The following is a 13519-nucleotide window of genomic DNA, read 5'->3' on the forward strand; positions in this document are numbered from 1 at the left end:
CTGATGCCGCTGCCGACGCGTAACGTGCCTTGGCCGCCGCCCTACCTGAAGCCCGCTCTCGACGACATGCGGACCTGGGACACCTGGTGGTCCGGCGACCCCGACCGCCTCGAAGCCCTCTACGGCGCCGGCGGTGGCGGCTTCGGCCCCGACCCCAAGCCGATCCAGTACTCGACCGGCGTGGCGGGGCGGATCGCCCGCTGGTGGTGGGGCACCCCGACCGCCCCCGGCGAGCGCCGGACGAAGTTGCACGTGCCGATCGCGGGCGACCTCTGCGGCGGCAGCGCCAACCTGTTGTTCTCCGAGCCGCCGACGCTCACCGTCGCCGACGAGGCCACGCAGAAGCGACTCGACGCTCTCGTCGATGAGGGCATGCTCGCCACCCTCCAGACTGCCGCCGAGGTCGGCGCTGCGCTGGGCGGCGTGTACCTGCGGCCCGTGTACGACACCGATATGGCGGACCGGCCGTGGCTCGATGCCGTCCACGCCGACCGCGCCGTGCCGGAATTCCGGTGGGGCCGTCTGGCTGCGGTCACCTTCTGGCGGATCGTCCACGAGGAAGACGGTCAGGTGTGGCGGCACCTTGAGCGGCACGAGCCTGGCGTCATCGAGCACGGCCTGTACCAGGGCACGAAGGAGAAACTCGGCCGGCCAGTGCCGCTGGAGGACCACCCGGCCACCGAAGGCTACGCCGAGACCGTCGACGACGAGGGCCGAATCGACACCGGGTTCGACGGCCTGGACGTCTCGTACATCCCGAACGACGCCTCTCGCCGCTGGCGCTGCGATCCGGTGCTCAAGGACCTCGGGCGCAGCGACCTGGACGGTGTCGAGCCGCTCATGGATGCGCTCGACGAGACGTACGCGTCGTGGATGCGGGACATCCGGCTGGGCAAGGGCCGCATCGTCGTCCCGGACGCGTACCTCCAGTCCAACGGGCCCGGCCGCGGGGCCTCGTGGAATCCGGATCAGGAGGCGTTCGCGGGGATCAACATGCTCGCGCGCGGCGACGGGGCGATGCTGACGGTCGCCCAGTTCGCGATCCGCGTGCAGGAGCACCGGGACACTGCTGAGGACCTGGTCAACCAGATCTTGCGCAGCGCCGGCTACTCGGGGCAGACGTTCGGCATCGGTGGCGACGTCGCAGTGACGGCGACGGAGTCCAACGCGAAGGAGCGCCGGTCGATGACGACCCGCGGCCGCAAGATCCTGCGGACGCGGCCCGGCCTAGGCAACGCGACGCACGCCCTCCTCGCCGTCGACCAGTATGTCTTCGGCAGCAAGGTGGTCCCGCAGCGGCCGGGCATCGAGTTCTACGACTCGGTGCAGGAAGACCCGCTCAGCCTGGCCAACACCGCCGACGTCCTCAAGCGCGCTCAAGCCGCCTCCACCGAGACCCTCGTCCGCATGGTCCACCCCGAGTGGAACGACACCCGGGTCCAGGCGGAGACGAAGAAGATCCTGGCGGAGACCGGGCAGGCCGTCGAAGACCCGATGCAGGCCGGCCTACTGCCGTAAGGGGAGAACGTGCCTGTCTCGCCCGAGCTCGCCGAGGACCTGGCCGCCGCCGTCGCCGACCTCTACGAGGCCGCCGAGGGCACCCTCGTGCAGATGATCCGGCGGGCGCTCGCCGAGGGCATCGACAGCCCGGTGTGGATAGAGCTGAAGCGCGCCACGCTGGGGAACCTCCAGGCCGCGATCGACGAGGTCCTGGCCGCCCTCCAGGCCGACGCCTCTGGGGCGATCGGCCAGGCCGTCGCGGAGGCGTACGAGCGCGGGCAGCAGGCGGCCGTCGCCGAGCTGGGGGCGCTCGGAGTCGGGCAAGCTGCGGCGGCAGTGGAGGTCCTGCCGACGGCGCCGGTGGTGGACCGGCTCGCCGCAGCGGTCGTGGCCGACACCCGGCCGCTGCATCTGCGGATGCTGCGGCAGAGCATGGACGTCTACCGCGAGGTCGTCGCCCGCGCGTCTGCGGCGCCGCTGCTGGGGGTGCAGACGCGGCGGCAGGCGGCGCAGGAGGCGTTCGACCAGTTCGCGGGCCGCGGTGTCCGGGGGTTCGTTGACCGGTCCGGCCGGTCGTGGGAGCTGCGCAGCTACGTGGAGATGGCGACGCGCTCGGCCGTGGGCCGCGCCGCGATCGAGGCCCACACCGATCGGCTCGGCGCCGCCGGCGTGGACCTGGTGCTCGTGTCCCAGTCACCGGAGGAGTGCGAGCGGTGCCGGCCGTGGGAGCGGAAGGTGCTCTCCCGCACGGGCGCGGCCGGCGCGCGCGAGGTGCAGGTGGAGCACGCGACGGAGGACGGGGAGATGGTCACCGTGGCGGTGGCAGGGTCGCTGGACGAGGCGCGGGCGGCGGGGCTGCTACACCCGAACTGCCGCCACTCAGTGAGCGCGTACCTGCCGGGCGTCTCCCGGGTCCCGAAGGCGCAACCGTCGAGGGGGACGTACGAGGACTCGCAGCGGCAGCGATACCTGGAGCGGCAGGTGCGGAAGTGGAAACGGCTGGAGGAGGCCGCGATGGACGAGGCCGCAGCGGCTGCGCGGCGGGCGCGGGTGCGCGCGTACCAGGCCCGCATCCGTGAGCTAGTCAAGGACACGGGCCTGCCACGCAAGAGCCACCGCGAGCAGCTTGAAAGCGCCCGCTAGTTGTCGCTCAGCAGCACCCCATCCGGCAACAGATCTGTCTGCCGCAGGTGGGCAGCGATCTCCCGCACCCCCTGCACGAAGCCCTCTTGGAACTTCGGGTCGGACGCTATCTGGTGGCCTTCCTCCATCTCCTCCACCCATCCGTCGATCCACTGAGCGATCTCCAGGTGATTGCGGTAGAGCGCACCGTGCTCGCCCGCGAGGGCATCCGCCGACCGCTCCTGATTCCAGTCGGCGAGGCGGGACTTGTCGAAGTCGAGCAGTTGCTCGTCAGTCTTTTCCATGACTGAACGCTAGCTCCTCTGTCCGCGACTGACCTGAAACTTCCGCCCGCCGGGTGCGGGCCGGATCGCACAACCCCCGCCAGGCGCGGGGCCGAACATTCCGACGCGCACCAGGAGTGCACGCATGCAGAAGCGAACCCTCCCCAGGCTGGCCGGTGCTGGCTGGGCACACCCCTACGGTCACGGCCCTTTCGACCCGTACCTGTACGCCGACGGCGGGGACGGAGACGACTCCGGTTCCGACAACGGCGACGGTGACGGCGGTGGGGCGGACGACGACCAGGGCGACGATGTCGGCGGGACCGGCGACGACGACGGCCAGGACGACGGCCAGGACGACGACGCGGGCAAGGCCACCAAGCCGAAGCCCAAGCCTCCCGCCAAGAAGCCGGAGGGCGAGGACCCGGCCGCGACGATCGCCCGGCTCCAGAAGGAACTGAAGACGGCGAACGGCGAGGCCGCGAAGGCGCGCACGTCCGCGAAGAAGGCGGCGGCCGACGAGGCCCGCACGGAGATCGTGCAGGAACTCGGCAAGGCCCTCGGACTGATCAAGGACGACAAGGACACGCCGCCGGACCCGGCCGCGCTCACCGCGCAGATCGAGAAGGCGACCGCGGCGCACCGGGAGACCGCGGTCGAGCTGGCGGTGTACCGGGGTGCGTCGAAGTACGGCGCCGACCCGAACGCGCTCACCGACAGCCGCTCGTTCCTGAACTCGATCAAGGGTCTCGACCCCGAGGACGAGGGATTCGCGAAGGCCGTCCAGGCCGCCATCAAGAAGGCGGTCGACGACAACCCGAAGCTCAAGGCCGCTGCGCCCGCGCCCAAGCGGACCTCCAGCGACTTCAACGGGTCCGGCGGCGACTCCGGGCCCAAGACCATCGACGAGATCCGCGCTGAGCGCCGGAAGCGCCGCGCCGGATAGAAGGAGTACGCCCCATGGGCAACACGCTGCTCACCCCCGAAGTCATCGCGAACCAGGCGCTGGCCACCCTCTACGAGACCTGCGTCATGGCGCCGCTCGTGCACCGCGACTACGAGGCCGAGTTCGCCCGCAAGGTCGGCGACGCCATCACCATCCGCAAGCCCGCGGTCTTCGAGGCCAAGGAGTACAACCGGTCGGCCGGCATCACCGTGCAGGACGCCACCGAAGCCGGCATCCCGATGGCCCTGAACCACTTCGCTGACGTGTCCTTCGCCGTGACGGCCGAGGACCTGACGCTGAAGATCGAGGACTTCGACGAGCAGCTCCTCGGCCCGGCCATGGAGGCGGTCGCCCAGAAGATCGACAAGGACCTGCTGGCGCTCAGGGACGACATCGTCCAGGAGGTCGGCGTCGTCGGCACCGACAACATCAAGCCCTGGGACGACCCGCGTGTCCTGATCGACGCGGGCCGGGTCCTCAACCAGCGCAACGTGCCGCTGACGGACCGCCGCGCCGCGGTCGGCCCGGTGACGTACGCGAACTGGTCGATGGACGAGCTGCTCACCGACACGGACAAGCGCGGTTCGACGGAGGGGCTGCTGGAGGCGTCGATCGGGAAGAGGCTGTTCCAGTTCGACGGCTACATGACGCAGCACATCGCCAAGCCCGCGCAGACCTCCGGTAACTCGACGACCGAGGTCGGCGTCGCCTTCCACCGGACCGCGTTCGCGCTCGCCTTCCGGCCGCTCCAACTGCCTCGGGGCAACCCGAACGCGGCGATCGCCAACTACAAGGGCTTCGGCCTGCGGGTGATCTACGGCTACGACATGGACAAGAAGCAGGACGTCGTGTCGGTCGACTGCCTGTACGGCACGAAGACGCTGGACGCCAACCGTGCGGTCCTGATCAAGGGCGCCAACGTCTGATCCCCCTCCGGCCGCCGCATGCACCGCGGCGGCCCCCTATCCCATCCCTCGCCATCGAGGAGCGAACCCATGGCGTACCAGCGCCGCATCATCACCGAGTCCATCCGGCTGACCGGGAGCCCGGTCGCCTCCGGGTCGTCCGTCGTCTGGCGGGCGCCCGTCCCCTGCACTGTCGTCAAGGTCCACGGCTACCGCTCGGGCGGTGCCGGAGCCGTCGTCAACGCCAAGATCGGGTCGAAGGCCGTCCTCGCGTCGAACCTCACGGCGGGAAGCAGCGTCTTCGCCTCTGCCTCTCCCGCCGGCACGGACGGCCGCATGGCCGAGGGCGCGGTCCTGGCGCTGGACGTCATCAGCGGCGACGCGACCACGGTCATCATCCAGGCGGACATCGCGATCGACGCCGACGTCAACGACCTGCCCTGATCGGAGGCGCACACCGCATGTTCGTCTACCGCAACAAGAACACGGGCGACGTCGTCCGGTACGAGCACCGTTCGGCGCGGCTGGAGATGCTTCCGAACTGGGAGACGGTCCAGGAGCCGAAGGTGCCTGCCGCCGGCCCCGAGCCGCAGGGCGGTGCAGAGACGCCGCCCGCAGAGCCACCTGGTGGAGGTGGAGGGGACGGCAGCGGGCCGGACGCGGGCGAGCGTCCGGCCCGCTCCGCGTCCAAGGCGGACTGGGTGGCGTACGCCCGTCGCGCCGCCCGCGACTCCGACGAGGAGGCCGCCGTCGACAGCCTCACCAAGGAGCAGCTCATCGACCAGTACGGAGGTGCCAGCGATGGCTGACCTGGTCACCAACATCGGCAAGGGCCGGCACGTCTACTACGCGTCCACGGCCCAGGCCGGGACCGGCGGGGCAAAGCTCACGGCCGTCGTGCTGGAGGCATCCGGCCTGGAGTCGGACGACGCCCTCCAGGACCACGACACCCTCGCGGCCCTGCTCGGCGCGAACAGTGAACAGACCGTGATGGGCCGCAAGACCCTGACCGGGGTCACCGTGACCGTGGACGACGTCGGTAACAAGGCGTCGTGGACGGCCGGGGACCTGGTGTGGACCGACGCCACGGGACCCGCCACGGGGAAGATCGCCGTCTGCTTCGACCCCACCGGCTCCAGCCCCGACTCGGGGCTGATCCCGCTGACCGTGCACGACTTCGCGGTCACCCCGGACGGGACGACGATCACCGCAAGCGTGGACGCGGACGGCCTCGGGGTCTCCGAGAACCCGTGACGAGGGGGTGGTGTCGTGGCGGTTCTGTGGTCCAAGAACTCCGACACCGAGGCGAACGGCTCCGACACCACCCTTCACGCCGGCGCGGCCCTCCAGCCGCTCGCGGCCCCGAACTTCTCCGCCATCGTCGACGACTTCGACAACGGCGTCGTGGACGAGGTCCTGTGGGCGGACTCGTACACCGACGGCTCGTACGAGGAGACCGGCGGCCGGGCCCGTGTCGTCTCCAGCACCGACTACAACGCGTTCGCGACGGCCCCCGTCTACACCCTCACGGGAAGCACCCTGCATGTGCAGGTGTTCCCGGCCGCCGTCGACGGCGCCGTCGACGAGGCATGGACTCAGGTCCTGATCATGACCTCCACGGCCGGCGTCGACCTCATCATGGAGGTCGACGCTGTCGCCAACGAGGTCAACATGGCGCTGCGCACCAGCTACTGGGACGCCGGCGCCGTCCGCATCCCGTACGACCCGGTGGCCCACGGCTGGTTCCGCATCCGCGAGGACGCCGGGACGCTGTACTGGGAGACCGCCCCGGACGGTCTCACCTGGACGACCCGGCGCACGGCCGCGACACCGGCGTGGGCCGCGGATGCGGACCTCGCGCTGCAACTGATCACGCACCGGGACGCCGGGGGCCCAGGCTTCGCGGAGTTCGACAACCTGAACACCCTCCCGTCCAGCGGGCAGGAGGTGGTCCTGCGGAAGGCCGGGGAGGTTGGGGCTGCCCGGACGGCCGCAGCGGCGAAGGGGCTCCTCTTCGGCGCGGCGCGGGATGCCCATGCGGCCCGGCCGCTGACGGCTTCCCGTACGGTCCCGCTTCGCGCGGCCCATGAGACGGTCCATGCCCGGGGCGTCGCCGCGGGCAAGGGCACGGGGGTCGGGGCCGCGCGCGAGCGATCCTCCGCTGCGGCTGTGCGCCGGTCGGTGGCGCTGCGGCTGGGCGTGGGGCGGGAGCGGGGCGCCGCGAGGCCGGTCGGGAGCGTGCGTACGGCGGGCCTCGGGCTGGCGGCCGAGGCGGCGTCCGCGCGGGCGGCCACCGGTTCGCGGGCGGCAGCCCTGCCTGCGGCACGGGCCTTCGACGCTGCTGCGGGTATGGGCGCGGCCAAGGCGCTCCTGCTCGGTTCGGCCTGGGCAGTGGACGGCGCGGCGGGCGTGCTGCTGGGCGGGGAGACCCGGCTGCGGGCGGCGCGCGGGGCGGACGCGGCGGGGCCGGTCACCGGGGCCAAGGCGGCCCTGATCGGGGCAGCTCGTACCGTCGACCGGGCCGGGCCGATGCCGGTCGGCAAGCGGGTGCCGCTGGGTCGGGCTGCGGCGGCGGTCGTCGCCCGGCTACTGACCGGGGCGAAGAGGACGGTCCTGGCGGGCACGGGTGCCCGCGCGGGCGCCCGCCCGCTCACGAGGCAGCGGCTCGTCAGTCTCGGCTCGGCCCGGGAGACGACCGCCGCCCGCCCGGTGCCCACGCGGGTGGCGGGCGGGCTGGGGACCGCTCGGGCGCGGGATACGGCACAGCCGACCAGCGGGACGAAGAGGACGGACCTCGGTACGGCTCGGACGGTCGTGATCGGCCGCCCGCTGGCCACCACCCGCACGACAAGGTTGGGCCCCGGGCGGGCCGCAGCAGCGGCGGCCGGGCTGACCGCCGACAAGACCCGGCGCCTCGCCCCGGCCCACGTTCTCGAGCGGGCGGCTGCCCCTGCGGTGTACGGCCGGGTCCGGCTCGGCACCGCGCGAGCAGCCGACGGAGGCGGACTGCTCCGGCAGCCGTTCCAGGTCCGGCGGCTCCGTGCCACCCGCCAGGTAGACCGGGCGGGCCCTGTCGCCTGGCTGATGCAGCGGCCGGCGGACCAGCTCACGGCGAGCCTGTCCGGTCCGGTGCTGGCGTCGTCCGGCAGCGGCCCGTCCCTGTTCGCGTCCGTCACCGGTCCGTCGCTGGCGGCCACGACCACAGGAGGAGGTGGCTGATGCCGGACGTGGGAGACGTGGTCACCGCCCGCCTGGTGGTGGCCCCGTACAGCCAGACGACGGAAGCTGCGCTGGTGGTGACGGCGCCGGACGGCACGAGGTCCACGCCGGTCACGTCGACTGTGGATGGTGGGCAGACGTGGACGGCGCCGGTCGTCTACACGGCGGCCGGTGTGTGGACCCTGCGGTGGGTGGTGACCGGCACCGGTGCCTCGGTGGAGAACCAGTCGGTGGCGGTCGCGCCGGAGCCCGCGACGATGGCGGATGTCCGGTCGTACGCGACGACCACCCAGCTCGCGAATGTCCTGCACGCCGCGCCGCCGTTGGACTCGGTGAAGCTGCTGGAGCGGGCGACCGCCTTGTTGGACTCGGACTTCCTGAAGGCGGCGGTGTACGACGTTGACGCCGACGGCATGCCGACCGACGCGGTCGTCGCAGCAGCCTTCGCCGACGCGGTTTGCGCGCAGGTGGAGTTCTGGGGCGAGGTCGGGGAAGAGACCGACATCTCCGGCCCGCTCCAGGGCGTCAGCATCGGTTCGGTCCAGCTCCAGTTCGGTGCGGGCACCAACAGGACCAGCCCGGATTACTACGCGCCGAAGTTGGTCCGCGCGCTCAAGGGCATCCCCGCGGAGAAGTTGCGCTGGGTCGCCTACTCGGGCGGTGGGTGATGGTCCGCCGTATTCCCCGCCGGTACTTCATCCACAAGATCACGGTGGAGCCGTACCGGGGCGAGTCCAGCGTGGGCCAGACCTTCGGGCCGCCGGTCGAGGTGCGGTGCTTCCTGGACGAGCAGACCCGCGTGGTCCGGTCGCCAGGCGGCGAGCAGGTCACCTCCACCTCGACGGTCTTCGCGGACCTGGACGCGATCGCCCCGCCTCAGTCGCTGGCCACGCTGCCCGACGGCAGGAAGACCAAGGTCATCCAGTCCAAGCGGCGCGACGGCGCGGGCCTCGGTACCCCCAACCACCTGGAGATCCACCTCGAATAGGAGGCCCGTCGTGCCGCAGAGCTTTCGACTCGACTTCGACGGGGCTGCGGCTGAGCAGGCGCTGCGCGCGGCTGCCGCCCGCGGGCTCCTTCTCGGGGCCGAGCATGTCCTCGGGGTCAGCGATGACCGTGTGCCGCTGGACGAGGCCGCGCTCCAGCGGTCTGGCACGGCCAGCGTGGACGAGGCCGACCTGACCGCGATGGCCAGCTACGACACCCCGTACGCCGTCCCGCAGCACGAGCGCCTGGACTACCGGCACGCGCCCGGCCGCGAGGCGAAGTTCCTGGAGAACAGCGTCAACTCGGAGCGGCAGCAGGTGCGCGCGCTGATCGCGGCCGAGCTACGGCGGGCCCTGCGGTGACCGGCACCCACGACGCCGACCTGCTCCAGGGCGTCGCCGAACTGCTCGCTGCCGAGGGCGTCGGCGTGTACTCGCCGGACGCCCCGCTGTCTCCCAGCGCCACGGGCATCGTGCTTGGCCGGGTACCCGACGGCCCCGACCGGGTGCTCGGCCTGACCCCGTACCCGGTCGCGGACGACGACTCGACGGACTCGGTGACCGGAATCCAGGCGCGAATGCGCGCGGGCACGAACCCGCTCGACCTGGTCCGGCTGGCGGACAACGTCTTCACCGTCCTCGACCACCGCGAGAACTACCAGGTTCGCGGGGTGCAGGTGGAGATCTCCTGGCGGAACTCCCAGGCGTGGATCGGCCAGGACGCTCACGGCCGCATGGAGCAGGTCGCCAATTTCTACTTCCGGACGGTCAGGTCCGGGCCCTATCGACGCGATTGAGGAGGACCTGATGTCCACCCCCACCCCCACCGAGGAGACCGAGCTCGCCCGCGAATGGCGACTCGAAGTAAACATGGGCACGGACGAGGCGCCGGACTGGCAGCTCTGCCCCGGCGTCCGCGCCTTCAAGCCCTCCAGCGAGCCCAACCTGGAGGACTCCGGAGACTACGACAGCGGCGGCTGGGGCGGTAACGAGAAGACGGCCCAGTCCTGGGAGGTCGCCGTCACGATCCGCCGGAAGGCGAACAAGGCCGCCAAGAAGTACCACCCCGTCCACGAGGCGATCCGCCTGGCCCACTTCGCGTACGGCGCCGCGAACAAGGTCCACCTCCGGTACATGTCCCGAACCGGGATGCCGGAGGCGTACGAGGGCAAGGCCGTCCCCAACTGGCAGCCCGCCGGCGGCGAGCGCACGGCCCTGGGCGAGGTCGAGATCACGTTCACCGGCGACGGCCCGCTCACCCCGATCGACAACCCGCTCGCCGAGGACGAAGACGAAGAGGGCGGCGCCTGATGAGCGCCGACGACTTCGAGGCCCTCGACGCCTTCCTCGACGACTACCTGAAGCTGCCGGTCAAGGGGAAGGACGGCACGGTCCGGGTGTACCGGATCGAGGACCCATCGGCCGAGGACGGCCTCCGGATCGAGCGGCTGACGTCCCTGGCAGCCCGCCTCGCCGCCGGCGGAAAGCGGCCCGAGACCCCGCTCCTCGACGACCAGGAGGAGCACGACCTGTACCGCACGTGCCTGGGCGCGGCATACGAGCCGCTCCTGCGCGAGCTGTCCTGGTCGGCCTTCAAGCACGTCGCGCTCACCGTCATGTTCTGGGTCGTCTCCGACAAGGAGACCGCCAGCCAGTTCTGGCGGACGGGCCAGCAGCCGGGAAAAGCCCCGAATCGGGCGGCCCGGCGAGCGCAGGAGAAGCACGCTGGCTCGGCGTCGGCCGAGGCGAGTACGACGAAGCAACCGGCCTCTACGAGTGGTACGAGGGCGGGCTCCCGGCGTCGTCGCAGGCGCTGACCGGCCTGACCTGGGAACGCCTCCTCGGCCAGTGGCCGCTCATCGAGGCCGATCTCCACCAGGTCTACGGGATCGACGTGGAGTCCGGCGTCCTCCGGCGCCGGACGTGGCGCTGGTTCCAGGCCCGCGTCGGTGGCCTGCTCTCCACCGAGTCCCGGTTGCACCGCCACTTCCAGCCACCTCCGAAGACCCCCGTACTCCCCAGGAGGTGAGCCGTCATGGCGCTGACCGTCGGCGAGCTGAACGCCGTTTTGGCCGTCGACGATCGTGCGGTGGCCCCTGCCCTGCGCCGCGCGGAGCAGGCGATGCGGCAGGCCGGCCAGCGCATGGGGAGCGACGCCGGCCGGGCCGGGCAGCAGGCCGGGCAGCAGCTCGGCGAGGGCGTGGTCCAGGGGGCGGACGGGCAGTGGCGGGACCTGAGCGGCGGCCTGGTCGACGCTGTGACCGCAGCAACTTCCGACGCCGAGGCGGAGGCCCGCCGTGGGGGCCAGCAGACCGGGGAGCAGCTCGGCGATGGGCTGGTCCGCGGCGCGGACGGTCGACTCCGCGATGCCCGGGGCCGGTTCCACCGGGCGGGCCGGGACGCGGGTGATGCGGCTGGCGACGGTCTCGCTGAGGGGCTCAGCGAGGGCGCCGACGAGGGTGTTGACCAGGCTGGCGGGAAGCTGGAGAAGCTGAAGGGCATCGCGGGCGGGGCAGCGCTGGCGGCCGGTGCCGCCGCCGGCGCGCTGCTGATCGATGCCATCGGTCAGTCTCTGGAGCAGGGGAAAATCACAGCGCGCCTGGGCGCCCAGCTCGGCGCGACAGGCCCGGAGGCACAGCGGTACGGCAAGATCGCCGGGAAGATGTTCGCCGGCGCGATCACGGAGGACTTCCAGGGCGCTGCGGACGCGATTCGTGCGGTCGCTGCTGAGGGGCTGCTCCCGCCGGGTGCGACGAACGCTCAGATCAAGACCATCGCCACGCGCGCCTCCGACCTTGCGACGACGTTCGATATCGACTTGGCGATGGCCGCGCAGGCTGCCGGCAATGCGGTCAAGACGGGGCTCGCGAAGAACAGCACCGAGGCGTTCGACATGATCGCCAAGGGGATGGCTGGCCTCGGCCCTGCGGGCGAGGATCTGATCGAGACCGTCAACGAGTACGGCGTCCAGTTCGCGAAGAGCGGCCTGTCGGGGCGGACGGCTTTCGGTCTGATGCGGCAGTCGATCCAGGCCGGATGGAAGGACACCGACAAGGTCGCCGACGCCTTCAAGGAGCTGGAGCTCCGAGTGACCGGCGGCGGCAAGGCGCAGGTCGAGGCCCTCAAGTCGGTCGGTCTGTCCGCCGACGAGATGATCGAGGCCGTGTCCGCGGGTGGCAAGCGTGGCGAAGAAGCCATGGCCAAGATCGTCGACGCCATTGTGGAGTTGGGCCCGGAGTCGAACGACGCCAAGGTCGCCATTCAGGACCTGTTCGGCGGACCAGGCGAGGACCTGGGCGCCGCGTTCTTCAAGCTGAACCTGCACGAGGCCGCGAAGGAGATGGGCGACACGGCCGGTGCGGCCGACCAGCTCGGCGACTCTCTGCGAAACAACGCGGCGTCGAAGCTGGAGGCGTTCAAGCGGGGCCTCCAGCAGGGGCTGGTGGACGCGACCGGCGGCGCGATCATCAAGCTCGGGGAACTCAAGGGGTACTTGGGCGGCCTCTGGGATGAGGCCGGGAAGGGCGGCGAAAAAGGCGTCGACCGGGTGGTCAGCTTCTTCGAGATCCTCGGTAAGCGGCTCCTGGACAAGGCGCAGGACCTCGCGCCCAAGGCGATCGAAGCACTCTCTGGCCTGGGCCAGAAGGCCGCCGACTACATCATGGCCAACCCGATGCAGGTCCTGAAGATCGCCGCCATCGCGGGCGCGGTGATCATGGCCTTCTCCGCGCTGCCGGCTCTGATCGGCGCGGGCATCGGCGCCACCGTCGGCCTGATCATCGCGGGCTTCGTGACGCGGCTGATCGACGGCGCGCGGGAGAAACTGCCGGAGTGGGGCGAGGCGATCGGCGGCTGGTTCGGCGGCTTGTGGTCGACGTACATCTCGGGTCCGGTCGGCCGCACCTGGGATTCGTTCATGGGGACGGTGCGTGGCCTGCCGTCGCGCGCGGTGGGGGCGCTGGCGGCCCTGGGTGGGCTGCTCGCCGTGGCCGCGGCCACGCACTGGCAGCGCTTCCGGGACGCCGCCGGGCAGAAGGCCACGGCCTTCATCGGCTGGGTGCGGGGCCTGCCGGGACAGATCTCACGCGGCGTCGGCTCCCTGTCTTCGCTCCTCACCGGGAAGGGAAAGGCCGTCGTCCAGGGCCTGTGGTCCGGGATCAGCTCCATGGGCGGCTGGATCAAGTCGAAGATCATGGGCTGGGCCCGGTCCGTGATTCCCGCGCCCGTCGCGAAGGCCCTCGGCATCGGCAGCCCGTCGAAGGTGATGGCTCGGGCCGTTGGCCGCTGGATTCCCCGCGGCATCGTCGCCGGTATCGAGTCCACCGCCGGAGAGCTCGACCGGACGATGGCGGGCCTGGTGACCACCCCGACCGCGTCCGCGTCATATGCCAGCGCGGCCAGCTCGGCCGCGGGCGGCAGCGGCACCTACGGCGCGAGGCCACCCCAGACCGTCCGGCTCGTCGCTGGTGACGCTTTCGGAGACCTGGTGATCAGCACTATCCGTACGCACGTCGGCGGCAGCGGCGGCAGCGTCCAGTTCGTCCTTGGGAGGTGATC

At 71.5% G+C, this 13519-nt stretch carries 16 protein-coding genes; 15 read left to right on the top strand and 1 reads right to left on the bottom strand.

Annotated features, from left to right (window positions below; genetic code table 11):
• Positions 1-3: 3 nt before the first annotated feature.
• Together J5Y05_RS14460 and J5Y05_RS14465 are read left to right on the top strand one after the other, a co-directional pair.
• Positions 4-1518 (top strand): phage portal protein, encoded by a 1515-nt coding sequence (locus J5Y05_RS14460; RefSeq protein WP_210872293.1) that lies wholly within the window; start codon positions 4-6, stop codon positions 1516-1518.
• 9 nt (positions 1519-1527) lie between these two features.
• On the top strand, positions 1528-2643 hold the full coding sequence (locus J5Y05_RS14465; RefSeq protein WP_210872295.1) for a phage minor capsid protein: 1116 nt from the start codon (positions 1528-1530) through the stop codon (positions 2641-2643).
• Here J5Y05_RS14465 and J5Y05_RS14470 read toward each other — a convergent pair.
• The gene (locus tag J5Y05_RS14470) at positions 2640-2927 is read right to left on the bottom strand and encodes a hypothetical protein (protein ID WP_210872296.1); all 288 of its coding nucleotides are present in this window, start codon (positions 2925-2927) and stop codon (positions 2640-2642) included. The two genes, J5Y05_RS14465 and J5Y05_RS14470, sit on opposite strands and share 4 nt — an antisense overlap.
• Positions 2928-3051: 124 nt before the next feature.
• On the opposite strand from J5Y05_RS14470, the gene J5Y05_RS14475 reads away from it, so the two are divergent.
• The 13 genes from J5Y05_RS14475 (at position 3052) to J5Y05_RS14535 (ending at position 13517) form a co-directional block, all read left to right on the top strand.
• The gene (locus tag J5Y05_RS14475) at positions 3052-3852 is read left to right on the top strand and encodes a hypothetical protein (protein WP_210872298.1); all 801 of its coding nucleotides are present in this window, start codon (positions 3052-3054) and stop codon (positions 3850-3852) included.
• A 14-nt stretch (positions 3853-3866) separates the two neighbouring features.
• Complete coding sequence (locus tag J5Y05_RS14480) at positions 3867-4778, top strand: P22 phage major capsid protein family protein (RefSeq protein WP_210872300.1); 912 nt, start codon at positions 3867-3869, stop codon at positions 4776-4778.
• Positions 4779-4847: 69 nt separating this feature from the next.
• Positions 4848-5201, top strand: a complete 354-nt coding sequence (locus tag J5Y05_RS14485) for a hypothetical protein (RefSeq protein ID WP_210872302.1) — start codon at positions 4848-4850, stop codon at positions 5199-5201.
• Positions 5202-5218: 17 nt separating this feature from the next.
• On the top strand, positions 5219-5566 hold the full coding sequence (locus J5Y05_RS14490) for a hypothetical protein (RefSeq protein WP_210872304.1): 348 nt from the start codon (positions 5219-5221) through the stop codon (positions 5564-5566).
• On the top strand, positions 5559-6011 hold the full coding sequence (locus tag J5Y05_RS14495) for a hypothetical protein (RefSeq protein ID WP_210872306.1): 453 nt from the start codon (positions 5559-5561) through the stop codon (positions 6009-6011). The genes J5Y05_RS14490 and J5Y05_RS14495 overlap by 8 nt, the downstream gene beginning before the upstream one ends.
• Before the next feature lie 15 nt (positions 6012-6026).
• Positions 6027-7976: a hypothetical protein gene (locus tag J5Y05_RS14500; protein WP_210872308.1), complete on the top strand. Its 1950-nt coding sequence runs from the start codon at positions 6027-6029 to the stop codon at positions 7974-7976.
• Complete coding sequence (locus tag J5Y05_RS14505) at positions 7976-8644, top strand: hypothetical protein (protein WP_210872310.1); 669 nt, start codon at positions 7976-7978, stop codon at positions 8642-8644. Before J5Y05_RS14500 ends, J5Y05_RS14505 begins: the two co-directional genes overlap by 1 nt.
• Positions 8644-8964: a hypothetical protein gene (locus tag J5Y05_RS14510; protein WP_210872312.1), complete on the top strand. Its 321-nt coding sequence runs from the start codon at positions 8644-8646 to the stop codon at positions 8962-8964. The genes J5Y05_RS14505 and J5Y05_RS14510 overlap by 1 nt, the downstream gene beginning before the upstream one ends.
• Positions 8965-8974: 10 nt before the next feature.
• Positions 8975-9325 (top strand): hypothetical protein, encoded by a 351-nt coding sequence (locus J5Y05_RS14515; protein WP_210872314.1) that lies wholly within the window; start codon positions 8975-8977, stop codon positions 9323-9325.
• Positions 9322-9759, top strand: a complete 438-nt coding sequence (locus J5Y05_RS14520) for a minor capsid protein (RefSeq protein WP_210872316.1) — start codon at positions 9322-9324, stop codon at positions 9757-9759. Before J5Y05_RS14515 ends, J5Y05_RS14520 begins: the two co-directional genes overlap by 4 nt.
• A 10-nt stretch (positions 9760-9769) precedes the next feature.
• Entirely contained in the window at positions 9770-10273 is a 504-nt protein-coding gene (locus tag J5Y05_RS14525; protein ID WP_210872319.1) for a phage tail tube protein, read from the top strand.
• Positions 10273-10779: a DUF7426 family protein gene (locus J5Y05_RS14530; protein WP_210872321.1), complete on the top strand. Its 507-nt coding sequence runs from the start codon at positions 10273-10275 to the stop codon at positions 10777-10779. Before J5Y05_RS14525 ends, J5Y05_RS14530 begins: the two co-directional genes overlap by 1 nt.
• A gap of 218 nt (positions 10780-10997) precedes the next feature.
• Complete coding sequence (locus J5Y05_RS14535; RefSeq protein ID WP_210872323.1) at positions 10998-13517, top strand: phage tail tape measure protein; 2520 nt, start codon at positions 10998-11000, stop codon at positions 13515-13517.
• Positions 13518-13519: the final 2 nt, after the last annotated feature.

It is taken from the genome of Streptomyces tagetis, assembly GCF_018069565.1.
In the GTDB taxonomy this organism is placed as follows: Bacteria; Actinomycetota; Actinomycetes; order Streptomycetales; family Streptomycetaceae; genus Streptomyces; species Streptomyces tagetis.

Excerpts from the sequence above, each read along its gene's own strand:
- J5Y05_RS14530 (WP_210872321.1), top strand. The coding sequence starts at position 10,273 with ATGAGCGCCGACGACTTCGAGGCCCTCGACGCCTTCCTCGACGACTAC.
- J5Y05_RS14510 (WP_210872312.1), top strand. The coding sequence starts at position 8,644 with ATGGTCCGCCGTATTCCCCGCCGGTACTTCATCCACAAGATCACGGTG.
- J5Y05_RS14475 (WP_210872298.1), top strand. The coding sequence starts at position 3,052 with ATGCAGAAGCGAACCCTCCCCAGGCTGGCCGGTGCTGGCTGGGCACAC.
- J5Y05_RS14485 (WP_210872302.1), top strand. The coding sequence starts at position 4,848 with ATGGCGTACCAGCGCCGCATCATCACCGAGTCCATCCGGCTGACCGGG.
- J5Y05_RS14505 (WP_210872310.1), top strand. The coding sequence starts at position 7,976 with ATGCCGGACGTGGGAGACGTGGTCACCGCCCGCCTGGTGGTGGCCCCG.
- J5Y05_RS14480 (WP_210872300.1), top strand. The coding sequence starts at position 3,867 with ATGGGCAACACGCTGCTCACCCCCGAAGTCATCGCGAACCAGGCGCTG.
- J5Y05_RS14460 (WP_210872293.1), top strand. The coding sequence starts at position 4 with ATGCCGCTGCCGACGCGTAACGTGCCTTGGCCGCCGCCCTACCTGAAG.
- J5Y05_RS14470 (WP_210872296.1), bottom strand. The coding sequence starts at position 2,927 with ATGGAAAAGACTGACGAGCAACTGCTCGACTTCGACAAGTCCCGCCTC.
- J5Y05_RS14525 (WP_210872319.1), top strand. The coding sequence starts at position 9,770 with ATGTCCACCCCCACCCCCACCGAGGAGACCGAGCTCGCCCGCGAATGG.
- J5Y05_RS14490 (WP_210872304.1), top strand. The coding sequence starts at position 5,219 with ATGTTCGTCTACCGCAACAAGAACACGGGCGACGTCGTCCGGTACGAG.
- J5Y05_RS14495 (WP_210872306.1), top strand. The coding sequence starts at position 5,559 with ATGGCTGACCTGGTCACCAACATCGGCAAGGGCCGGCACGTCTACTAC.
- J5Y05_RS14535 (WP_210872323.1), top strand. The coding sequence starts at position 10,998 with ATGGCGCTGACCGTCGGCGAGCTGAACGCCGTTTTGGCCGTCGACGAT.